Source organism: Streptomyces sp. NPDC086787, from assembly GCF_044745865.1.
GTDB lineage: Bacteria > Actinomycetota > Actinomycetes > Streptomycetales > Streptomycetaceae > Streptomyces.
This window is the reverse complement of the sequence record NZ_JBIVBC010000001.1, coordinates 1,092,243-1,113,536: the sequence shown is the minus strand read 5'-3', so window position 1 is coordinate 1,113,536 and position 21,294 is coordinate 1,092,243. Positions and strand designations below refer to the sequence as shown.

The window sequence follows — 21,294 nt, the reverse complement described above, 5'->3', positions numbered from 1 at the left end:
GCCCTCGGTGGAACGCGGGGTGCGGTGTCCCTATGCGGAGTGGCTCGGAGCGGGGCTCGCCGGGCTGCTCGTGGAGGGGCTGGGCGACGGGTCGGCCGCCGCGACCGTCAGCTCGACGGTCAGGGTCGCGCCACCGGTGGTGGTGATGCGCAGCAGGAAGGTGCCCGCGGTGTCGTCCGCGTACAGCTTCGGCAGCTTGAGCAGGCCGTTGGTGTCCGTCTGGAGATCCGTCAGAGTGCGTACAACCTTGCCGTCGGCGTCCTTGAAGTAGGGACCCTTGTCGTTCTCGGCCGGGTCGTCCGCGGACTTGACGAGCGTCGCGGTGGCCGCGACCTTGTCCGCGACGGCGCCCTTGTAGGTGGCCTTCACCTCGATCTGGTCGGCGAACTCGCCGTTCGGGACACAGGTCGGCGGGGTGTCGCTGGTGCGGGCCAGGGCGTCGGCCGCGCGCGCGGTGACCGAGGCGCGGTAGTCGACGCCGTGGAGGGAGCGGCCCACGACGGCCGCGTGGACCGTGAAGTCGCCGGTCTTCTCGCCCGCCCGGAGCGATGGCGCGAGGGCCACGCCCTTGGCGTCGGTCGCGACCGTGGCGACGGTCTCGCCGCCGCTGAACGTGGCGTCCGTGGCCCCGGTGATGGTGAACCGGATCCGGACCTTGCCGACGGCCTTGCCCGCCTTGGTCTCGGTGCGCGCGCCGATCCTCGTGGTGAAGGCGTCCCCGGCCATCGCGGTGAGCTTGGCCGTGCCCACGTCCTCCAGGTGGTCCACCGTGTCGGTGGGGGTCTGCGGCGGCTTGGACGGCTGCTCCGGGGCCGGGTGCGGGGTTCCCCGGTGCGGCTTGCCCGGGGTCGAGGGCTTCGGCCTGCCCGGCTTCGCGGGCGGCGGGTTCTTGCCCGCGCGGTCGTCGCTGCGGCCCGAGGGCAGGCTTCCGGTGCCGTCGGGCACGGAGTGGGTGCCCCTGGTGTAGTAGTCGAACCACGACAGGACCGTGTGGAGGTAGTCCTGCGAGTCGTTGTAGCTGAGGATCGCCCGGTTCCTGTCCTTCTGGTCGGACAGGTCCCAGCTGTTGCGGCACAGGTAGTGGCCCGCGGCGAGCGCTGCGTCGTAGACGTTGTTGGGGTCCTCCACGCCGTCGCCGTTGCCGTCGCGGCCCGCCCATTTCCAGGTGGACGGGATGAACTGCATGGGGCCGACGGCCTGGTCGTAGGCGCTGTTGCCGTCGTACTGGCCGTGGTCGGTGTCGGGGATGAGCGCGAAGCCGTTTCCGTCGAGCTGGGGGCCGAGGATCGGGCTCAGGGTGGTGCCGTTCGCGTCGACGCTGCCACCGCGGGCCTGGCCCGACTCGACCTTGCCGATGGCGGCGAGGAGTTGCCAGGGCAGGTTGCAGCCCGGCTTGGCCTCGCGCAGGTTGTCCGCGGCCCTGCGGTAGGCGTCGAGGACGGTCGCGGGGATGCCCGCCTCGGCCTCGCCCTGCACGACCGGGGTGCCGGCGGCCGGCGTGGAGGAGGGGCTGGGCTTCGGGCTGCTGAGCGGCGGCAGGTCCGTGTAGTAGGGCGAACTGCCGGTGGCGTCGCCCGTGGAGCTGCCGCCGGTCTCCGCGTCCGGTGTGTCGACGGTGGCTCCGGCCGCGGTGTGTCTGCCCTGGTCGTCGGCTGTCACGCCCGGAGCCTGGGACGCGGAGAGCGCCGCGACCGCTGCCGCGGCCACGGCGGTCGTCGCCGCCCCCTTGCGCAACCGTTTGCCGATGTGCGCCGTCATCGAGTGAACCCCTCCCGTGGACGCCCGGGCGTCCGTCTTCTGCTGTCTGCTCGCCCTGGTGTGACGGTTGACCCGGCGCTCTGGTTGCCCCGCCCCGCTGTCCGATCGATGCGGCGGCGCCGTCGTTCGCGCGTCCCGGCACCATGGGCCCAGGCGACCCTACGGCAACTTACCGAGCGGGGGCACCCGGTGGCGCCCGGTTTTCACCGGCCCGACAGGTTCCGTTGTTCCGAGTTGTCCTCGCCCATACTTGACGGACATGTGTGCCGGGTGAAATTCGGCCAACATCCTTTCCAGGGAGACCCGTTGCCATTCACTCTCAGCCATGCGGCCGCCGTCCTGCCGGCGGTGCGCGGGGACGGATCCGGCCGGGGCAGGCTGGTTCCCGCGGTACTCGTGGCGGGCTCGTTCTCTCCCGACATGACCTATTACGCGGCGAGCGTCCTGCCGGGTGCGATGGAGTTCGGGGAGGTGACGCACTCGTTCGCCGGTGTCTTCACCGTCGACGTGCTGATCACGTGGGCGCTGGTCGGGCTGTGGCTGCTGGCCCGGGAGCCGCTGGTCGCGCTGCTGCCGCGGGCCCGGCAGGGCAGGGTGGCCGCGCTGCTGCGCTGCGGGACGCCCCGCGCACAGGTACGGCCGTCCTCGGTCGTGTGGTGGTACGTGTCGGCGGTGCTCGGCGCGCTGACGCATGTCGTGTGGGACGCCTTCACCCACCTCGACCGATGGGGGATGCGGCTGTTCCCGGCCCTCGGGCAGGAGCTGGCGGGCATGCCGCTGTACTGGTACCTCCAGTACGGCGGTTCGGCGGCGGCCGCTGTCGCGATCGCCGCGTTCCTGGCGCACGCGGTACGGCGGGCTCCCTCGGCCGAACCGGTGGGGGTGCCGCCGTTGTCCGCACGGGACCGCCGGCTGGCCGGGGCCGTACTCGGCGGCTGCGCCGCGGCGGGGGCGGCGCAGCGGGTGGCGCTGTGGTCGGGGAGCCCGGGCGGGGTCGCGGCGAAGCCCTGGGCGGTGGTGCCGACGGTGTGCTTCGGGGCGGGCGCGGGACTGGTGCTGGGGGTGCTGCTGTACGCCGTGGGGGTCAGGGTGTGGCGTCCGGTTCGGGCGCCCGCGGAGCCGCAGCGTTCGGGCGCTCGGTGAGCGGCGCCACGAAGACGGTCATCCTGCGCGGCGGGCGCGGCTTCGGAAGCAGGGCGAGGAGCAGCGCGAGGTAGCCGCGGCAGAGGTCGGCCCACTGGCGCCCGGCGAACCGGTGTCTGAGGCGTGTGGCCCTCTTGCGTACGGCCGCGGTCCGGTCGGCGGGGATGCGGGCGGTGCTTGCGTCGGCCGCGAGGGCCGGGATCCGCGAGGACGGCATCGGCGTGGGCGCGGCGGCGTCCGCTTGTGGCGTGGTCCGCGCCTGGGCCGCCCGGCGGTGGAGCATGCGTATACCCATGCCCGCATCCTTGCCGCCCGGGGTGCGAGGGGCGTTCTGACGGGGTCCACGTGAGTGACGGGTCCCTGCGGGGCCGGGCGGTGACCGGGTGGCCGGGGCGGTGATGGGGGGGCGGTGCGCCGGAGGGGGCGCTGTCGCTGTCGGCCGGTGACAGCGCCCTCTCCGGCGGGCCGGTGGTCAGTGCGCGGCCGACTCCCAGTCCGGGCCGACGCCCACCGAGACGTCCAGGGGTGCCCTCAGCCGGACCGCGCTCGCCATCTCGCGGCGGACGATCTCCTCCGTGGCGGCTCGCTCGCCGGGGGCGATCTCCAGGACGATTTCGTCGTGGACCTGGAGGAGCATGCGGGAGCTGAGGTCCGCCTCCCGCAGTGCGCGTCCGACGTTGAGCATGGCGATCTTGACGATGTCCGCCGCCGTGCCCTGGATGGGCGCGTTCAGGGCCATGCGCTCGGCCGCCTCGCGGCGCTGGCGGTTGTCGCTGTTGAGGTCGGGGAGGTAGCGACGGCGGCCGAAGAGCGTCGCCGTGTAGCCCGTCGCCCGCGCCTCGTCGACCGCACGCCGCAGATAGTCCCGTACGCCGCCGAAGCGCTCGAAGTACGTGTCCATCAGGGCCCGTGCCTCGGCCGCCTCGATGTTCAGCTGCTGGGAGAGGCCGAAGGCCGACAGCCCGTAGGCCAGGCCGTAGGACATCGCCTTGATCTTGCGGCGCATCTCCGCGTCGACGGCGGAGCGCTCCACGGAGAACACCTGTGAGGCGACGGTGGTGTGCAGGTCCTCGCCGGAGGTGAACGCCTCGATCAGGCCCTCGTCCTCGGAGAGGTGGGCCATCACGCGCAGTTCGATCTGGCTGTAGTCGGCGGTCATCAAGGACTCGAAGCCCTCACCGACGACGAAGCCGCGGCGGATCGCGCGGCCCTCGTCCGTACGGACCGGGATGTTCTGGAGGTTCGGGTCCGTGGAGGACAGGCGGCCGGTCGCGGCCACCGTCTGGTTGAAGGTGGTGTGGATACGGCCGTCGCCCGCGATGGTCTTGATCAGGCCCTCGACCGTCACACGCAGCTTCGCCTGCTCCCGGTGGCGCAGCATGATCACCGGGAGTTCGTTGTCGGTCTGGGTGGCGAGCCAGGCCAGGGCGTCCGCGTCGGTGGTGTAGCCGGTCTTGGTCTTCTTGGTCTTGGGCAGGCCCAGCTCGCCGAAGAGGACCTCCTGGAGCTGCTTGGGCGAGCCCAGGTTGAACTCGTGCCCGGCGGCGGCGTGCGCCTCCTTCACCGCCTGCTGCACCGCACCGGCGAACATCTCCTCCATCGCCGTCAGATGCGAGCGGTCGGCCGCGATGCCGTGCCGCTCCATCGCGGAGAGCAGCGCGGAGGTGGGCAGCTCGACGTCCCGCAGCAGATCCGCCGCGCCGACCTCCTGGAGACGGCCCTCGAAGGCCTGGCCCAGGTCGAGGACGGCGCGCGCCTGGACCATGAGGGCCTCGGCCTCGGCGCCGTCGTCCGCGCCGAAGGCCAGCTGGCCGTCCGCCGTGGCGGCGGGCGCCAGCTCCCGGCCGAGGTACTCCAGGGACAGCGCGTCCAGGTCGAAGGAGCGGCGGCCCGGCTTGACCAGGTAGGCCGCGAGCGCGGTGTCCATGGTGACGCCCTCGACGCGCCAGCCGTGCTCGGCGACGACCCGCATGACGCCCTTGGCGTTGTGCAGCACCTTGGGCCGGTCCGCGTCGGCCAGCCAGGCGGCGAACGCGTTCTCGTCGGCCTCGTCCAGCTGGGCCGGGTCGAACCAGGCGGCCGGCCCGTCGGCCGTGGCGAGCGCGACCTCGGCGACCGCTCCGGTGCCCAGCGCCCAGGTGTCGACCGTGGCGACACCGAGGGCCCGCGCGCCGTGCTCGGCGAGCCATGGGGCCAGCTCGCCGGTGCCGAGCACGGTGCCGTCCAGCTCCACGCCCGCCGCGACGACCGGGGTGGCCTCGGCCTCCTCGGCGCCGGGGTCGACGGCGAAGAGGCGCTCGCGCAGGGAGGGGTTCCTGATCTCCAGGGTGTCCAGGACCATCGTGACCGTCTTGCGGTCGTACGGCGCGCGCGCCAGGTCGGTGACCGCCCTGGGCAGTTTCACGTCGCGCTCCAGCTCGGTGAGCCGGCGGTTGAGCTTGACCGCTTCCAGGTGGTCGCGCAGATTCTGGCCGGCCTTGCCCTTGACCTCCTGCACGCGCTCGACCAGCTCCGCGAACGAACCGAACTGGTTGATCCACTTGGCGGCCGTCTTCTCGCCGACGCCGGGGATGCCCGGGAGGTTGTCGGACGGGTCGCCGCGCAGCGCCGCGAAGTCGGGGTACTGGGCGGGCGTCAGCCCGTACTTCTCGAGAACCTTCTCCGGGGTGAACCGGGTCAGCTCCGAGACTCCCTTCGTCGGATACAGCACCGTGGTGTGCTCGGTGACCAGCTGGAACGAGTCGCGGTCGCCGGTGACGATCAGCACCTCGAAGCCCTCGGCCTCGGCCTGGGTGGCGAGCGTGGCGATCACGTCGTCCGCCTCGAAGCCCTCGACCGCGAACCGCTGGGCGTGCATGGCGTCCAGCAGTTCGCCGATCAGCTCCACCTGCCCCTTGAACTCGTCCGGGGTCTTGGAGCGGTTCGCCTTGTACTCGGTGAACTCCTCGGAGCGCCATGTCTTGCGGGACACGTCGAAGGCGACCGCGAAGTGCGTGGGCGCCTCGTCACGGAGCGTGTTGGCCAGCATCGAGGCGAAGCCGTAGATCGCGTTCGTCGGCTGGCCGGTCGCCGTCGTGAAGTTCTCCGCGGGCAGCGCGAAGAACGCACGGTAGGCAAGTGAGTGCCCGTCCATGAGCATCAGCCGGGGCCGGCCGCCGGAGGTCTTGTCGGTCTTCTTCGATGCTGTCTCTGCCACGGACCCGATCCTGCCACGCCGCACTGACAGCCGGGACCCGCGGCCGCTCGGGCGGGCGGTGCCCGGCACCGGGCCCGGTCTCGATCGCTGTCGGTGCCGCGTGGGAGGATCGGGCCCGACCGGCCGACGGGAGTGTCCACGGCACGGCACACGCACTCGAAGGGGGAGCGCGCGATGGCGACGAGGCCACCGAAGAGCGATCCGGTACAGGACGCGCCGCAGGTCGCGGTGCCGCAGCAGGCCGCGGCCGGGCTGCCCGCCATCGGTCACACGCTGCGCGTCGCCCAGCGGCAGATGGGCGTGAGGCGCACCGCGCTGACCCTGCTGCGCGTCAATCAGAAGGACGGCTTCGACTGTCCGGGCTGTGCGTGGCCGGAGCCGGAGCACCGGCACGCGGCGGAGTTCTGCGAGAACGGCGCGAAGGCGGTGGCCGAGGAGGCGACACTGCGCCGGGTCACCCCGGAGTTCTTCGCCGAGCACAGCGTGGCCGGTCTGGCGAACCGCAGCGGTTACTGGCTGGGCCAGCAGGGCCGGCTCACCCATCCCATGTATCTGCCCGAGGGCGCCGAGCACTACGAGCCGGTGTCCTGGGAGCGCGCCTTCGGCATCGTCGCCGAGGAGATAGCCGCCCTCGGCTCCCCCGACGAGGCCGTCTTCTATACCTCGGGGCGCACGAGCAACGAAGCCGCGTTCCTGTACCAGCTGTTCGCACGCGAGCTGGGCACGAACAACCTGCCGGACTGCTCGAACATGTGCCACGAGTCGTCCGGTTCGGCGCTGAACGAGACGATCGGCATCGGCAAGGGCAGTGTCCTGCTGGAAGACCTCCACAAGGCCGACCTGATCATCGTCGCCGGACAGAATCCCGGAACCAACCACCCGCGGATGCTCTCCGCCCTGGAGAAGGCCAAGGCGGGCGGCGCGAAGATCATCAGCGTGAACCCGCTGCCCGAGGCTGGACTGGGACGCTTCAAGAACCCGCAGACCCCGCAGGGCATGCTCAGGGGCACGGCGCTGACCGACCTCTTCCTGCAGATTCGGATCGGCGGCGACCAGGCCCTCTTCCGCCTCCTCAACAGACTGGTCCTGGAGACCGAGGGCGCGGTCGACCAGGACTTCGTCGACACCCACACGCACGGGTTCGAGGAGTTCGCCGCGGCCGCCCGCGCGGCCGACTGGGACGAGACGCTGACGGCGACCGGTCTCACGCGCGCGGAGATCGAGGAAGCCCTGCGGATGGTGCTCGCCTCCGAGCGCACCATCGTCTGCTGGGCCATGGGGCTCACCCAGCACAAGCACTCCGTGCCGACCATCCGTGAAGTGGTCAACCTCCTCCTCCTGCGCGGCGCCATCGGCCGTCCGGGAGCGGGTGTGTGCCCGGTGCGCGGTCACTCGAACGTGCAGGGCGACCGCACCATGGGCATCTTCGAGCGGCCCGCGCCGGCCTTCCTGGACGCCCTGGAGAAGGAGTTCGGGTTCGCCCCGCCGCGCGAGCACGGCTATGACGTCGTGCGGGCCATCGGCGCGCTGCGCGACGGTGACGCCAAGGTGTTCTTCGCCATGGGCGGCAACTTCGTCGCCGCCTCGCCGGACACCGAGGTGACCGAGGCGGCCATGCGCCGCGCGCGGCTGACCGTGCACGTGTCGACGAAGCTGAACCGCTCGCACGTCGTGACGGGCGCGCGGGCGCTGATCCTGCCGACGCTCGGGCGCACCGAGCGGGACGTCCAGTCGGGCGGCGAGCAGTTCGTGACCGTCGAGGACTCGATGGGCATGGTGCACGCCTCGCGCGGCAGGCTGGAGCCGGCGAGCCCGATGCTGCTGTCCGAGCCCGCGATCGTGTGCCGTCTCGCGCGCGGGGTGCTGGGCGAGGGCAGCGTGGTGCCGTGGGCGGAGTTCGAGCGGGACTACGCCGCGATCCGGGACCGGATCGCCCGGGTGATACCGGGCTTCGACGACTTCAACGCGCGGGTGGCCCGCCCCGGTGGGTTCACCCTGCCGCACGCCCCGCGCGACGAGCGCCGGTTCCCGACGGCCACCGGCAAGGCGAACTTCACCGCGGCACCGGTCGAGTACCCGAAGCTGCCCGAGGGTCGGCTGCTGCTCCAGACGCTGCGCTCGCACGACCAGTACAACACCACGATCTACGGCCTCGACGACCGCTACCGGGGCATCCGGAACGGCCGCCGGGTGGTGCTGGTCAACCCCGAGGACGCGCGGGAGCTGGGCGTCGCGGACGGCTCCTACGTGGACCTGGTGAGCGAGTGGCGGGACGGTGTGGAGCGGCGGGCGCCCGGCTTCCGGGTCGTGCACTACCCGACGGCCAGGGGCTGCGCGGCGGCGTACTACCCGGAGACCAACGTGCTGGTGCCGCTGGACGCCACGGCCGACACCAGCAACACCCCGGCCAGCAAGTCCGTCGTCGTGCGTCTGGAACAATCGGCGACCGACTGAGCGTTTGCTCAGCCGACAGACAGGTGTACACAGCCAGGTGTACGACGAACGGAGCCGGGTTCATGGGTGAGCAGCAGAGCGCGAAGTTCCCGCAGGAGGTCATCGACGAGTACGCGGCGCTCGGGGTCGACCTGCCGGCGCTCTTCTCCGCGGGCCACCTCGGCACGCGGATGGGCGTGAACATCGTCGAGGCGTCCGCGGATCGGGTCGTCGGGACCATGCCGGTGGAGGGCAACACCCAGCCGTACGGGCTGCTGCACGGAGGCGCGTCCGCCGTGCTGGCGGAGACCCTGGGCTCGGTGGGCGCGATGCTCCACGGGGGCAGCTCCAAGATCGCGGTGGGTGTCGACCTCAACTGCACGCACCACCGCGGGGCGCGCTCGGGCCTGGTGACCGGCGTGGCCACGCCCGTACACCGGGGGCGGTCCACGACGACGTACGAGATCGTGATCAGCGACGAGCAGGGCCGCAGGGTGTGCACCGCCCGGCTGACCTGCCTGCTGCGTGACGTGAAGGCGGGCGACGAGGCGCACGCGCGGCCCGTCCAGGGCTGAGCCCGGCCCGTCCGGACCGAGACCCGGCACGGGCGGGCCCGTACCCGGCGGTCCCTGAACCGCCCGTCACCGAGGCGTTGCCCCTCGCCCTCCCTTCCCCTTAGCGTCGCCCCCATGTCGATGGGGCTGTCCCACGGGCAGTACGAGATCCTGCGTCAGGTCGTTGACGCGGCGCGCCCGGTGAAACGCGGTCAGGGCGCTTCGGCCGCGCACGAGTTGATCGACCGTCGGACGCGCACCGCCGGTGCCGCCCTCCACCGTCACGGATCCCCCAGCGAAGGTCCGTGGCGGTGAGCGGCGTCGGCCCCGTCGAGCCGGGGGAAGGCACGAGCGCGGGGGGCGGGGACGCCCCCGGTGCCGTCCGCCCGCCGGGGCGCGTACGCGCGCGCCTCGCGCCGCTGTACTCCCGTCACCGCCGCGCCGTAGTGGCCGTGTTCGCGGCCGCCGCCCTTCTCACGGGCGGCGGATATCTCTACGCGACCCGCCCGCGGCAGCCTCCCCCGCCCGAGCCTCCGTACCCCGCGCAGGCGGTGTCCGTGTCCTTCCTGAGCGGCCGGCCCACCCCGGCCGGCGCCCCGCCCCGCAGCTTCAGCTTCGCGGTGTCCCTCACCGTCCTGGCGGGACCCCCGGTGACCGTGACCCGGGTGACCCAGCCGTACGCCGGGCTGGCGCTGACCGTGACACCGCGCGCGCCCTTCGAAACGGAGGCCGGGGCCCCTCGCAAGATCACAATAACCATGCATGTGACGGAATGCGGAACGGTACCCAAGGACGCCGGGCTGCCTTTCCTGCAAGTAACTCTACGTAATGCGCGGGCAATGCAGGTACAGAGTTTCATCCTCGGGCCGCGCTACGCCCGGCACCTCTCCGAAGCGGTACAGGTCGCCTGCGGCAACAATTCCAGGTAATCACCAAAACCCTTGAGACACCTGAACAGATCGGCGCGGGTCCTGCGGATTCTCACCATGCGGACAGGGCGAATCAGGCTTAATTCCATTGTTCCCCTCATCGTGTACCGCTGTGCGTTACCTCGTGTCATAACAAGAGCGTCACAGCATTCGTCAGACACTCCTCCACGTTCCCCACACACGCTTAGAGTCACGGCCAGTCACCACGACGTCGGATTCTCAGTTCGACTCCGCGGGAGACTCGGCCGTTTCCACGGGGATGCGGTCGTGCCAGGGGAAAGGACTGATCGTGCGTCAACGTTCGCTCATCGCCATCACCGCCGCACTGGCGGCGGGAGCACTCACTCTCACCGCTTGTGGCTCGCGTGACAGCGGCGACAAGAGCTCGGACTCCGGCTCCGACGGCACCACCGTCGTCATCGGCGTCGACGCTCCGCTGACCGGTGACCTGTCCGCGCTCGGCCTGGGTATCAAGAACTCGGCCGACCTCGCCACCAAGCAGGCCAACAAGAAGAACTACGTCAAGGGCGTCACCTTCAAGATCGAGGCCCTCGACGACCAGGCCCAGCCCTCCTCGGGCCAGACGAACGCCACCAAGTTCGTCGGCGAGAAGGACGTCCTCGGTGTCGTCGGCCCGCTGAACTCCTCCGTCGCCCAGTCGATGCAGAAGGTCTTCGACGACGCGAAGCTGGTGGAGGTCTCCCCGGCCAACACCAACCCGGCGCTGACCCAGGGTGACGACTGGCAGAAGACCAAGGCGCGCCCGTACAAGTCGTACTTCCGCACCGCGACCACGGACGCCATCCAGGGCCCGTACGCCGCGCAGTACGTCTACAACCAGGCCAAGAAGAAGAAGGTCTTCGTCATCGACGACAAGAAGACCTACGGCGCCGGCCTCGCCGCCACGTTCACCGACGAGTTCAAGAAGCTCGGCGGCAAGGTGGCCGGCACCGAGCACATCAACCCCGACACCAAGGACTTCTCCGCGGTCGCCACCAAGGTGAAGAACTCGGGCGCCGAGGTTGTCTACTACGGCGGCGAGTACCCGCAGGCCGGTCCGCTCAGCAAGCAGATCAAGGCCGCGGGCGCCAAGATCCCGGTGGTCGGCGGCGACGGCATCTACGCCGAGGACTACATCAAGCTGGCCGGTTCCACCGGCACGGGCGACCTCGCCACCTCGGTCGGCGCGCCGGTCGAGACGCTGCCCTCCGCCAAGGAGTTCGTCTCCAACTACAAGGCGGGCGGTTACGGCGAGGAGTACGGCGCGTACGGCGGTTACTCCTACGACTCCACCTGGGCGATCATCGAGGCCGTCAAGAAGGTCGTCGACGACAACGGCGGCAAGCTGCCGTCCGACGCCCGCGAGAAGGTCACCGCGGCGATGCAGAACGTCTCCTTCGACGGTGTGACCGGCAAGGTCTCCTTCGACGAATACGGCGACGCCACCAACAAGCAGCTCACCGTGTACTCGGTCGAGAAGGGCGCCTGGACGTCCGTGGTGTCGGGTACCTACAACCCGAGCTGACCCACACCCGTATCACCGAGCCGCGCGGGGCGCTGTTCCACTGGCGCCCCGCGCGGACTCGCATCCGGCACCATCTCTCGATATCCGTCGAACTTTCCGAACGCTCGGAGGACATGCGGTGAACGAACTGCCGCAGCAGCTGGTCAACGGCCTGCTACTGGGATCCATGTACGGGCTGGTCGCCATCGGCTACACGATGGTCTATGGCATTGTCCAGCTCATCAACTTCGCCCATGGCGAGATTTTCATGACCGGTGCCTTCGGCGCGCTGACGGTCTACGTCTACATCCTTCCCGACGGCACCTCCATGCTGGTGGCCCTGCCACTGATGCTCATCGGAGCCATCCTGGTCTCCGTCACCCTCGCCGTCGGAGCGGAACGGCTCGCCTACCGGCCGCTGCGCAGCGCACCCCGCCTCGCTCCGCTCATCACCGCCATCGGTCTCTCCCTCGCCCTCCAGCAGGCCGTGTGGGCCTGGTACCCGGGCGCCAAGTCCGCGCGCACCTTCCCGAGCATCCCGGGCGGCCCCTTCGAGATCGGCAACGTCACCATCCAGACCGGTGACGTCTTCCTGGTCATCGCCGCTCCGCTCAGCATGGCCTTCCTCGCCTACTTCGTGATGCGCACCCGGACCGGGCGCGGCATGCAGGCCACCGCCCAGGACCCGGACACCGCGAAGCTGATGGGCGTCAACACCGACCGCATCATCGTGGTCGCGTTCGCCCTCGGTGCCACCTTCGCCGCCGTCGGAGCCGTCGCGTACGGCTTCAAGTACGGCCAGATCGACTTCCGCATGGGCTTCATCCTGGGCCTGAAGGCGTTCACCGCGGCCGTCCTCGGCGGCATCGGCAACATCTACGGCGCCATGCTCGGCGGCATCGTCCTCGGCGTCGCCGAGGCTCTGTCCACTGCCTACATCTCGGACATACCGGGCATGGACAAGTTCGGCAGCCAGTCCTGGGCAGACGTCTGGGCGTTCGTACTCCTCATCCTCGTATTGCTGTTCAGACCACAGGGTCTGCTCGGCGAGCGCGTCGCGGACAGGGCGTGACACCGATGACCACACAGACCGCAGCAGAGACCTCCGGCGCCACCGCCACCACCCAGTCCGGGCTCATCGCCCTGCCCGTGGCGCTCGGCCGGGCCCTCGCCACCGGCGGCGGCGCCCTCACCATCGTCTCCACGTTCCTCGCCTGGACCTGGACCGCCGCCTTCCCCGGTGACCTCACCGTCTACGGCTACCCGGGCGGCCTCCAGGTCCTCGTCCTGATCGGTGGCATCCTCACCACGCTGTTCGGCCTCGCCTCCTACGGCGTCAAGGGCCTCGACCGGCTGACCCCCGGGAGCGCCGACAGCGCCCTGAAGGTGTCCGCGCTCGGCACGTTCGCCACCGCCTGGTACACCGTCACCGCCATCAGCGTGAAGCTCGGCGGCCTGGCGAACCTGGAGCCCGGTGGCTACGTCGTGGCCATCGCCACAGCGGTCGCGCTGCTCGGCGCGCTGGCCCTGCCGTTCGAGCGTCCGGCGCCCGAGCCCTTCGACCCGGACGACACCGGGCGCGAGCGGTTCGTCCACAACGCCCGGGAGCGGTGGAACGTCGTCAAGGCGGCCTTCGCCTCCGAGGCCCCGGCCCCGGCGAAGAAGCTGCCGTCCTACGTCGAGATCCTGGTCATCGTGGCGGCCATGGCCGTCGGTCTGACCGTCTTCACCTACGGCATCGGCACCGAGTACGACCAGCTGTTCATCGGCTTCCTCCTCACCGCCGGGTTCGGCTTCGCCTCCCTCGCCAAGGCCGGGATCGTGGCCCGGGTCTCGGCGATCACCGCGCGCCACCGCAACATCACCATGACCGGTGCCTTCGTCGCCGCGGCCGCCTTCCCCTTCACCCAGGCCAACGACCAGTACGCGACGATCGGCGTCTACATCCTGATCTTCGCGACCGTCGCGCTCGGTCTGAACATCGTCGTCGGCCTCGCCGGCCTCCTCGACCTCGGTTACGTCGCCTTCCTCGGTGTCGGCGCGTACACGGCGGCCCTGGTTTCCGGTTCGCCGTCGTCGCCGCTGCACGTGCAGTGGCCGTTCTGGGCCGCGGCGCTGGCCGGCGCCGCCGTCGCAATGATCTTCGGTGTGCTCATCGGCGCCCCGACACTGCGACTGCGCGGTGACTACCTGGCCATCGTCACCCTCGGCTTTGGTGAGATCTTCCGCATCACCGTCCTCAACATGGACGGCACCTCCGGCCCGGACGTCACCAACGGCTCCAACGGCATCTCGTCGATCCCGAACCTGAACATCCTCGGGTTCGACTTCGGCCAGGAGCACACCATCCTCGGCACGACCGTGGGCCGGTTCGCGAACTACTTCCTGCTGATGCTGCTCATCACGCTCGTCGTGGTCGTGGTGTTCCAGCGCAGCAGCGACTCCCGCATCGGCCGCGCCTGGATCGCCATCCGTGAGGACGAGACGGCCGCGCTCGCCATGGGCATCAACGGCTTCCGGGTCAAGCTCATCGCCTTCGCGCTCGGCGCGTGCCTCGCCGGTCTGGCCGGCTCCGTCCAGGCCCACGTCACCTACACGGTGACCCCTGAGCAGTACCAGTTCGCCCATGTGGTTCCGCCCAACTCGGCCTTCCTGCTGGCCGCGGTGGTCCTCGGCGGCATGGGCACCATCGCCGGACCGCTGGTCGGTGCCGCGCTGCTCTACCTGATCCCCGCGAAGCTCCAGTTCCTGGGCAACTACCAGCTCTTCGCCTTCGGTGTCGTGCTCGTGCTGCTGATGCGCTTCCGCCCTGAGGGCATCATCCCCAACCGGCGCCGCCAGCTCGAGTTCCACGAAGAGGCCGAAGCGCCCGCCGTTCTCACCAAGGCAGGGGCCTGACCACGATGACTACCGACACCACCACCAAGGACGGCGTCCCCGGCGCCTCCGCCTCCGGCGAGGTCGTGCTCGACGCCCGCGGCGTCACCATGCGCTTCGGTGGCCTCACCGCCGTACGCAATGTCGACCTCACCGTCAACAGCGGCGAGATCGTCGGCCTGATCGGCCCCAACGGAGCCGGCAAGACGACCTTCTTCAACTGCCTCACCGGCCTCTACGTGCCCACCGAGGGCGAGGTCCGCTACAAGGGCAACGTCCTGCCGCCCAAGTCCTTCAAGGTGACCGCGGCCGGTATCGCCCGTACCTTCCAGAACATCCGTCTGTTCGCCAACATGACGGTCCTGGAGAACGTGCTCGTCGGCCGGCACACCCGCACCAAGGAGGGCCTGTGGTCCGCCCTGCTGCGCGGCCCCGGCTTCCACAAGGCCGAGGCGGCCTCCCGCGAACGGGCCATGGAACTCCTGGAGTTCGTGGGCCTGGACAAGAAGGCCGAGCACCTGGCCCGCAACCTGCCCTACGGTGAGCAGCGCAAGCTGGAGATCGCCCGCGCGCTGGCGAGCGAGCCCGGTCTGCTGCTCCTCGACGAGCCGACGGCGGGCATGAACCCGCAGGAGACCCGGACCACCGAGGAACTGGTCTTCGCGATCCGGGACAAGGGCATCGCCGTCCTCGTGATCGAGCACGACATGCGCTTCATCTTCAACCTCTGCGACCGCGTCGCCGTCCTCGTGCAGGGCCAGAAGCTGGTCGAGGGCGACAGCGCGACCGTTCAGGGCGACGAGCGGGTCGTCGCCGCGTACCTCGGCGAGCCCTTCGAGAACGCCCCCGGTGACGAGGAGGTGGCCGAGGTCGAGGCCGCCGAGGCGAACGCCGGGGCGAGTGCCGAGACCACGACGGACGCCGCGCCCGGCAAGGAGAACGACTGATGACCGCACTGCTCGAGGTCGAGGACCTCCGGGTCGCCTACGGCAAGATCGAGGCCGTCAAGGGCATCTCGTTCAAGGTCGAGGCCGGCGAGGTGGTCACCCTGATCGGCACCAACGGTGCCGGCAAGACCACCACCCTGCGCACCCTCTCCGGTCTGCTCAAGCCGGTCGGCGGGCAGATCAGGTTCAACGGCAAGTCGCTGAAGAAGGTCCCGGCCCACAACGTGGTCTCGCTGGGACTCGCCCATTCCCCCGAGGGGCGGCACATCTTCCCGCGCATGACCATCGAGGACAACCTGCGCCTCGGGGCCTTCCTGCGCAACGACAAGCCGGGCATCGAGAAGGACATCCAGCGCGCCTACGACCTGTTCCCCATCCTCGGGGAGCGCAGGAAGCAGGCGGCCGGCACCCTGTCGGGCGGTGAGCAGCAGATGCTGGCGATGGGCCGGGCCCTGATGTCCCAGCCGAAGCTGCTCATGCTGGACGAGCCGTCCATGGGTCTGTCGCCCATCATGATGCAGAAGATCATGGCGACCATCGCCGAGCTGAAGTCCCAGGGAACAACGATTCTGCTCGTCGAGCAGAACGCCCAGGCGGCTCTGTCGCTGGCCGACCAGGGCCATGTGATGGAGGTCGGCAACATCGTTCTGTCGGGCTCCGGCCAGGACCTGCTGCGCGACGACTCCGTGCGCAAGGCGTACCTCGGCGAGGACTGACCCGAGGACCGAACGCCGAAACGATGAGGCCCGCACCCCTTCCCCGGGGTGCGGGCCTCATCATGTCCTTGGGGCGGGGCGGTTCGGCCCTCTCCCGACGCGCGGCGGTCAGCCCTTGGCGGCCTTCTTCTCCTCGTTGTCCGCGATGACGGCCTCGGCGACCTGCTGCATGGACATCCGGCGGTCCATGGAGGTCTTCTGGATCCAGCGGAAGGCGGCCGGCTCGGTCAGCCCGTACTCGCTCTGGAGGATGGACTTGGCCCGGTCGACGAGCTTGCGGGTCTCCAGTCGCTGGGTGAGGTCGGCGACCTCCTGCTCCAGCTGCTTCAGCTCGGTGAAGCGGGACACCGCCATCTCGATGGCGGGCACGACGTCACTCTTGCTGAACGGCTTCACCAGGTAGGCCATCGCGCCGGCGTCGCGGGCACGCTCGACCAGATCGCGCTGGGAGAAGGCGGTGAGCATCAGGACGGGTGCGATGGACTCCTCGGCGATCTTCTCGGCCGCCGAGATGCCGTCCAGCTTGGGCATCTTGACGTCGAGGATGACCAGGTCGGGCCGGTGCTCGCGGGCGAGTTCCACCGCCCGCTCGCCGTCCCCGGCCTCGCCGACGACGGTGTACCCCTCCTCCTCCAGCATCTCCTTGAGGTCGAGGCGGATCAGTGCCTCGTCCTCGGCGATGACGACTCGGGTCGTCACCGGAGGCACGTGCGACCTGTCGTCGTCGGGCGCGTCTACGGGCTGTGGCGACTCGGCGGTCACGGGGGCTCCTCGTTCAGGGCAGGGGTACTGCTGACAAGAGCCTACCTAGCTACGGTATGGTGGACGCGCGGAGGGTCAAGGGAAACCTTGGAATCTGCTGGCCCCGGTAGCCCAATTGGCAGCAGGCAACGGATTCAAAACCCGTACAGTGTCGGTTCGAGTCCGACCCGGGGCACTTTTCCTCAGATTCCAAGGTCACCAGATTCCAAGGTCACCACGCGGAGTCGTTCACCTGGGACTGTCGTCCTCGCCGACGTGGTGCACCCGGACCAGGTTCGTCGAACCGGAGACGCCGGGCGGGGAGCCCGCCGTGATGACCACGATGTCGCCCTTCCGGCAGCGGCCGTACTTCAGGAGCAGTTCGTCCACCTGGTCGACCATCGCGTCCGTCGATCCCACCTGCGGGCCGAGGAACGTCTCGACCCCCCAGGTGAGACAGAGCTGGGAGCGGGTGGCCGGCTCCGGGGTGAACGCGAGCAGCGGGATGGGCGAGCGGTAGCGGGACAGTCGCCGGGCGGTGTCGCCCGATTCGGTGAAGGCCACCAGGAACCCGGCGCTGAGGAAGTCGCCCATCTCTGCCGCGGCCCGGGCGACCGCGCCGCCCTGGGTGCGCGGTTTGTTCTGTTCGGTCAGCGGCGGCAGGCCCTTGGCGAGAATGTCCTCCTCGGCCGCCGCGAGGATCCGGGCCATGGTGCGCACCGTCTCGACTGGGTGGTTGCCGACGCTCGTCTCGCCCGACAGCATCACCGCGTCCGTGCCGTCGATGACCGCGTTGGCGACATCGGAGGCCTCCGCCCTGGTCGGGCGGGAGTTGACAATCATGGAGTCGAGCATCTGCGTCGCCACGATGACCGGCTTGGCGTTGCGCCTGGCCAGCTTGATGGCCCGCTTCTGGACGATCGGGACCTGCTCCAGGGGCATCTCCACGCCCAGGTCACCGCGCGCCACCATGATGCCGTCGAAGGCGGCGACGATGTCCTCGATCGCCTCGACCGCCTGCGGCTTCTCCACCTTGGCGATCACCGGCAGGCGGCGGCCCTCCTCGTCCATGATCCGGTGGACGTCCTCGATGTCCCTGCCGCTGCGCACGAAGGACAGCGCGACGACGTCGAAGCCGGTGCGCAGCGCCCAGCGGAGGTCGGCCTCGTCCTTCTCCGAGAGGGCGGAAACCGACACGGCGACGCCGGGGAGGTTCAGCCCCTTGTGGTCGGAGATCACGCCGGGTTCGACCACCCTGGTGTGCACCCGGGGACCGTCGACGGAGACGACCTCGAGGGAGACCTTGCCGTCGTCCACGAGAATGCGCTCGCCCTCGGTGACGTCGGCGGCGAGGCCGGGGTAGGTCGTTCCGCACTGGTTCCGGTCGCCCTTCGCGTCCGGCTCGACGGTGATGGTGAAGGTGTCACCGCGTTCAAGAAGTACGGGACCCTCGGCGAAACGGCCGAGCCGGATCTTCGGACCCTGAAGGTCGGCGAGGAGGCCGACACTGCGGCCGGTTTCGTCGGCCGCCTTGCGGACGCGCTGGTAACGCTCCTCGTGCTCGGCGTGGCCGCCGTGGCTGAGGTTGAATCGGGCGACGTCCATTCCGGCCTCGACCAGTGCCTTGATCTGGTCGTATGAATCGGTGGCGGGCCCCAGAGTGCAGACGATCTTTGCTCGGCGCATGCATCGAGCCTATGCCTTACCCGCCGGTAGAGAATTGGCCCCACATGTCCACTCAACGACCTTTGCATGTAAGGACCGTTGACAAGTATTGAATTGTGCGCCGGGAGTCGCCGGGAATCACGGACGCAAGAATCACAGACGCGGGGGCGTCATCGTGAATCGCGCGTTCACCTGTGCGTAGACCTGCTGACGCTGGGGTTCGAGATCCAGGGGCGGCGCCTCTTCCGCGGAGGCCAGGGACGCCAGGGACGCGGAGCGGGCCCGGGCGCCGCCCCCGGGCGGGCGGGGTCCGGCGCTCTCCGCGCCGATGTCGGCGAGTTCCACCAGGGCGGCGAGCGAGGCGCCGACCGCCTCCGCGTACTCCCGGGCACGCTGAACGGCCTCGCGTACCGCCTGCTGCCGCGCCTCACGGTGCACCGGGGAGTCCGGGCGCAGCGCCCACCAGGGGCCGTCGACCTGGGTGAGTTCCAAGTCGGCGAGACGCGTTACGAGTTCACCGAGGGACGTGAAGTCGCGGAGCACGGCACCGATGTGGACGCGGCCGTGGTAGGTACGGACGCGTTCGCCGCGGCCGTGCGCGGACGTCTCCGGGGTGATGGCGAGGAAGCCGGTCTCCAGGCGCTCCACGGCGTCGCCGTAGGACCTGACGAGGTCGAGGACGGCGGCGTTGCGGCGGGTGAGGTCGTCCAGGGCCGCTCGCCGGTCCCGTCCCCGTGCGCCGACAGTGACTCCGATGCGGGCGATCTCCGGTGCGACTTCGAGCCGGGCCTCGCCCCGGACGGCGATCCGGGGGGCGTCGGCGGTGCCGTACGAAGCGGTCATACGGCCCACTGTGTCATGTCTTCTCAGGCGACCGCCGGGTCACTGGAGCGGCGGTTCACCCTCCGGGTCATCCGATCGCAACCTCCCGGACCTGTTGCCGCATGGCATGTGCAGGGCAGAATCTACGCGCGTCGTTGATCACCCATCGAGGAGAACGAGCCATGCCGTTGAACCGCCGGAAGTTCCTGAAGAAGTCCGCCGCGACCGGGGCCGGGGCGGTGGTCGTCGGTGCGGCGGCGGCTCCGGCGGCCGAGGCCGCGCCGGAGCGCGGGCACGACAGGCGGCACCCCAAGCGGTACTCCCTCACGGTCATGGGCACCACCGACCTGCACGGGCACGTCTTCAACTGGGACTACTTCAAGGACGCGGAGTACTCCGACCAGGCGGGCAACTCCATGGGCCTGGCCCGCATCTCGACGCTGGTCGAGCGGGTGCGCAAGGAGAAGGGCCGCCGCAACACCCTGCTGCTCGACGCCGGCGACACGATCCAGGGCACCCCGCTGACGTACTACTTCGCGAAGGTCGACCCGATCACCGCCAAGGGCGGACCGGTGCACCCGATGGCACAGGCGATGAACGCGATCGGCTACGACGCGGCCGCCCTCGGCAACCACGAGTTCAACTACGGCATCGAGACGCTGCGCAAGTTCGAGGACCAGCTGGACTTTCCGCTGCTCGGCGCCAACGCGGTCGACGCGAAGACACTGCGGCCGGCCTTTCCGCCGTACTTCATCAAGAAGTTCCATGTGCCGGGCGCCCCGCCGGTGAAGGTCGCCGTCCTCGGGCTGACCAACCCCGGCATCGCGATCTGGGACAAGGCCTATGTACAGGGCAAGCTGAAGTTCCCGGGTCTGGAGGAGCAGGCCGCGAAGTGGGTGCCGAAGCTGAAGGCGATGGGTGCCGACGTCGTCGTGGTGTCGGCGCACTCCGGTTCCTCCGGCACCTCGTCCTACGGCGACCAGTTGCCTTACGTCGAGAACGCCGCCGCCAACGTCGCCCGTCAGGTGCCCGGCATCGACGCGATCCTGGTGGGCCACGCCCACGTGGAGATCCCGGAGCTGAAGGTCACCAACGAGGCCACCGGCAAGACGGTGATCCTGTCCGAGCCGCTGTGCTACGCCGAGCGACTCACCCTGTTCGACATCGAGTTGGTGCGCGGCAAGTGCGGCTGGGAGGTCGAGTCGGTCGCCGCCTCGCTGCTGAACTCCAACTCGGTCGCCGACGACCCGAGGATCACCAGGCTGCTGAAGGACGAGCACGCGAAGGTCGTCGCGTACGTTAACCAGGTCGTCGGCACCGCGACCGCGACACTGACCACGGCCGAGGCCCGCTACAAGGACGCCCCGATCGTCGACCTGATCACCAAGGTCCAGGAGGACGTGGTCGAGGCGGCGCTGGCGGGCACCGAGTACGCCGCGCTGCCGGTGATCGCGCAGGCCTCGCCGTTCTCCCGCACCTCGGAGATCCCGGCCGGGGACGTGACCATCCGGGGCCTGTCCGGCCTGTACGTGTACGACAACACGCTGGTCGCCAAGCTGATGACGGGCGCGCAGGTCAGGGCGTACCTGGAGTACTCCGCCGAGTACTTCGTGCAGACGGCCGCCGACGCCGCCGTGGACGTGGAGAAGCTGACGAACGCGAACGGCCGCCCGGACTACAACTACGACTATGTGTCGGGTCTTCAGTACGACATCGACATCGCCCAGCCGGCCGGCTCCCGGATCAGGAACCTCACCTACAAGGGCGCCGCGCTGGACGACGCCCAGCAGTTCGTGCTCGCCGTGAACAACTACCGGGCCAACGGCGGCGGCGCGTTCCCGCACGTCGCCACGGCCAAGGAGCTGTGGGCGGAGTCGACGGAGATCCGTACCCGGATCGCGGAGTGGGTGACCGCGAAGGGTGTCCTGGACCCGAAGGACTTCGCGTCGGCGGACTGGAAGCTGACCCGCAACGGCACGCCGGTATTCTAGGACGATTTTCCGGACGGT

At 69.9% G+C, this 21,294-nt stretch carries 16 protein-coding genes and 1 tRNA gene; 11 read left to right on the top strand and 6 right to left on the bottom strand.

Annotation, left to right across the window (positions count from 1 at the left end; all coding sequences use genetic code 11):
• Nucleotides 1-30: 30 nt before the first annotated feature.
• Nucleotides 31-1,758: a lytic murein transglycosylase gene (locus ACIPK3_RS05150; protein ID WP_402566640.1), complete on the bottom strand. Its 1,728-nt coding sequence runs from the start codon at nucleotides 1,756-1,758 to the stop codon at nucleotides 31-33.
• Between the two features lie 306 nt (nucleotides 1,759-2,064).
• On the opposite strand from ACIPK3_RS05150, the gene ACIPK3_RS05145 reads away from it, so the two are divergent.
• Nucleotides 2,065-2,901, top strand: a complete 837-nt coding sequence (locus ACIPK3_RS05145; protein ID WP_402566639.1) for a DUF4184 family protein — start codon at nucleotides 2,065-2,067, stop codon at nucleotides 2,899-2,901.
• Here ACIPK3_RS05145 and ACIPK3_RS05140 read toward each other — a convergent pair.
• Together ACIPK3_RS05140 and polA are read right to left on the bottom strand one after the other, a co-directional pair.
• Nucleotides 2,843-3,196, bottom strand: a complete 354-nt coding sequence (locus ACIPK3_RS05140; protein WP_402566638.1) for a hypothetical protein — start codon at nucleotides 3,194-3,196, stop codon at nucleotides 2,843-2,845. The two genes, ACIPK3_RS05145 and ACIPK3_RS05140, sit on opposite strands and share 59 nt — an antisense overlap.
• Nucleotides 3,197-3,373: 177 nt before the next feature.
• Nucleotides 3,374-6,097: a DNA polymerase I gene (gene polA / locus ACIPK3_RS05135; protein WP_402566637.1), complete on the bottom strand. Its 2,724-nt coding sequence runs from the start codon at nucleotides 6,095-6,097 to the stop codon at nucleotides 3,374-3,376.
• 174 nt (nucleotides 6,098-6,271) lie between these two features.
• Between polA and ACIPK3_RS05130 the strand changes: the two genes are divergently transcribed.
• The 8 genes from ACIPK3_RS05130 (at nucleotide 6,272) to ACIPK3_RS05095 (ending at nucleotide 16,057) form a co-directional block, all read left to right on the top strand.
• The gene (locus ACIPK3_RS05130; RefSeq protein ID WP_402566636.1) at nucleotides 6,272-8,551 is read left to right on the top strand and encodes an FdhF/YdeP family oxidoreductase; all 2,280 of its coding nucleotides are present in this window, start codon (nucleotides 6,272-6,274) and stop codon (nucleotides 8,549-8,551) included.
• Between the two features lie 62 nt (nucleotides 8,552-8,613).
• Nucleotides 8,614-9,105, top strand: coding sequence for a hotdog fold thioesterase (locus tag ACIPK3_RS05125; RefSeq protein WP_402566635.1), 492 nt, complete (start codon nucleotides 8,614-8,616; stop codon nucleotides 9,103-9,105).
• A gap of 290 nt (nucleotides 9,106-9,395) precedes the next feature.
• On the top strand, nucleotides 9,396-10,013 hold the full coding sequence (locus ACIPK3_RS05120; protein ID WP_402566634.1) for a Tat pathway signal sequence domain protein: 618 nt from the start codon (nucleotides 9,396-9,398) through the stop codon (nucleotides 10,011-10,013).
• Nucleotides 10,014-10,302: 289 nt separating this feature from the next.
• On the top strand, nucleotides 10,303-11,538 hold the full coding sequence (locus ACIPK3_RS05115) for a branched-chain amino acid ABC transporter substrate-binding protein (protein WP_402566633.1): 1,236 nt from the start codon (nucleotides 10,303-10,305) through the stop codon (nucleotides 11,536-11,538).
• Nucleotides 11,539-11,656: 118 nt separating this feature from the next.
• Entirely contained in the window at nucleotides 11,657-12,589 is a 933-nt protein-coding gene (locus ACIPK3_RS05110) for a branched-chain amino acid ABC transporter permease (protein WP_402566632.1), read from the top strand.
• A 5-nt stretch (nucleotides 12,590-12,594) separates the two neighbouring features.
• The gene (locus tag ACIPK3_RS05105) at nucleotides 12,595-14,415 is read left to right on the top strand and encodes a branched-chain amino acid ABC transporter permease (protein WP_402566631.1); all 1,821 of its coding nucleotides are present in this window, start codon (nucleotides 12,595-12,597) and stop codon (nucleotides 14,413-14,415) included.
• A 5-nt stretch (nucleotides 14,416-14,420) separates the two neighbouring features.
• Nucleotides 14,421-15,341 (top strand): ABC transporter ATP-binding protein, encoded by a 921-nt coding sequence (locus ACIPK3_RS05100; RefSeq protein ID WP_402566630.1) that lies wholly within the window; start codon nucleotides 14,421-14,423, stop codon nucleotides 15,339-15,341.
• On the top strand, nucleotides 15,341-16,057 hold the full coding sequence (locus ACIPK3_RS05095; RefSeq protein WP_402566629.1) for an ABC transporter ATP-binding protein: 717 nt from the start codon (nucleotides 15,341-15,343) through the stop codon (nucleotides 16,055-16,057). The genes ACIPK3_RS05100 and ACIPK3_RS05095 overlap by 1 nt, the downstream gene beginning before the upstream one ends.
• 108 nt (nucleotides 16,058-16,165) lie before the next feature.
• Here ACIPK3_RS05095 and ACIPK3_RS05090 read toward each other — a convergent pair whose 3' ends face one another.
• On the bottom strand, nucleotides 16,166-16,819 hold the full coding sequence (locus ACIPK3_RS05090; RefSeq protein WP_402566628.1) for an ANTAR domain-containing response regulator: 654 nt from the start codon (nucleotides 16,817-16,819) through the stop codon (nucleotides 16,166-16,168).
• Between the two features lie 100 nt (nucleotides 16,820-16,919).
• On the opposite strand from ACIPK3_RS05090, the gene ACIPK3_RS05085 reads away from it, so the two are divergent.
• Nucleotides 16,920-16,994, top strand: a tRNA-Leu gene (locus ACIPK3_RS05085).
• Nucleotides 16,995-17,047: 53 nt separating this feature from the next.
• Here the strand turns inward: ACIPK3_RS05085 and pyk are convergent.
• Both pyk and ACIPK3_RS05075 read right to left on the bottom strand, forming a co-directional pair.
• Nucleotides 17,048-18,484 (bottom strand): pyruvate kinase, encoded by a 1,437-nt coding sequence (pyk, locus tag ACIPK3_RS05080; protein ID WP_402566627.1) that lies wholly within the window; start codon nucleotides 18,482-18,484, stop codon nucleotides 17,048-17,050.
• Between the two features lie 132 nt (nucleotides 18,485-18,616).
• Nucleotides 18,617-19,306: an SIMPL domain-containing protein gene (locus ACIPK3_RS05075; RefSeq protein WP_402566626.1), complete on the bottom strand. Its 690-nt coding sequence runs from the start codon at nucleotides 19,304-19,306 to the stop codon at nucleotides 18,617-18,619.
• 161 nt (nucleotides 19,307-19,467) lie between these two features.
• Here ACIPK3_RS05075 and ACIPK3_RS05070 point away from each other — a divergent pair, with 161 nt between their 5' ends.
• Complete coding sequence (locus ACIPK3_RS05070) at nucleotides 19,468-21,276, top strand: bifunctional metallophosphatase/5'-nucleotidase (protein ID WP_402566625.1); 1,809 nt, start codon at nucleotides 19,468-19,470, stop codon at nucleotides 21,274-21,276.
• Nucleotides 21,277-21,294 lie beyond the last annotated feature (18 nt).

What these genes read in the sequence shown, in the direction of transcription:
- ACIPK3_RS05150 (WP_402566640.1), bottom strand. Translation starts at nt 1,758, where the DNA reads ATGACGGCGCACATCGGCAAACGGTTGCGCAAGGGGGCGGCGACGACC.
- ACIPK3_RS05140 (WP_402566638.1), bottom strand. Translation starts at nt 3,196, where the DNA reads ATGGGTATACGCATGCTCCACCGCCGGGCGGCCCAGGCGCGGACCACG.
- ACIPK3_RS05130 (WP_402566636.1), top strand. Translation starts at nt 6,272, where the DNA reads ATGGCGACGAGGCCACCGAAGAGCGATCCGGTACAGGACGCGCCGCAG.
- ACIPK3_RS05125 (WP_402566635.1), top strand. Translation starts at nt 8,614, where the DNA reads ATGGGTGAGCAGCAGAGCGCGAAGTTCCCGCAGGAGGTCATCGACGAG.
- ACIPK3_RS05105 (WP_402566631.1), top strand. Translation starts at nt 12,595, where the DNA reads ATGACCACACAGACCGCAGCAGAGACCTCCGGCGCCACCGCCACCACC.
- ACIPK3_RS05100 (WP_402566630.1), top strand. Translation starts at nt 14,421, where the DNA reads ATGACTACCGACACCACCACCAAGGACGGCGTCCCCGGCGCCTCCGCC.
- ACIPK3_RS05095 (WP_402566629.1), top strand. Translation starts at nt 15,341, where the DNA reads ATGACCGCACTGCTCGAGGTCGAGGACCTCCGGGTCGCCTACGGCAAG.
- pyk (WP_402566627.1), bottom strand. Translation starts at nt 18,484, where the DNA reads ATGCGCCGAGCAAAGATCGTCTGCACTCTGGGGCCCGCCACCGATTCA.
- ACIPK3_RS05075 (WP_402566626.1), bottom strand. Translation starts at nt 19,306, where the DNA reads ATGACCGCTTCGTACGGCACCGCCGACGCCCCCCGGATCGCCGTCCGG.
- ACIPK3_RS05070 (WP_402566625.1), top strand. Translation starts at nt 19,468, where the DNA reads ATGCCGTTGAACCGCCGGAAGTTCCTGAAGAAGTCCGCCGCGACCGGG.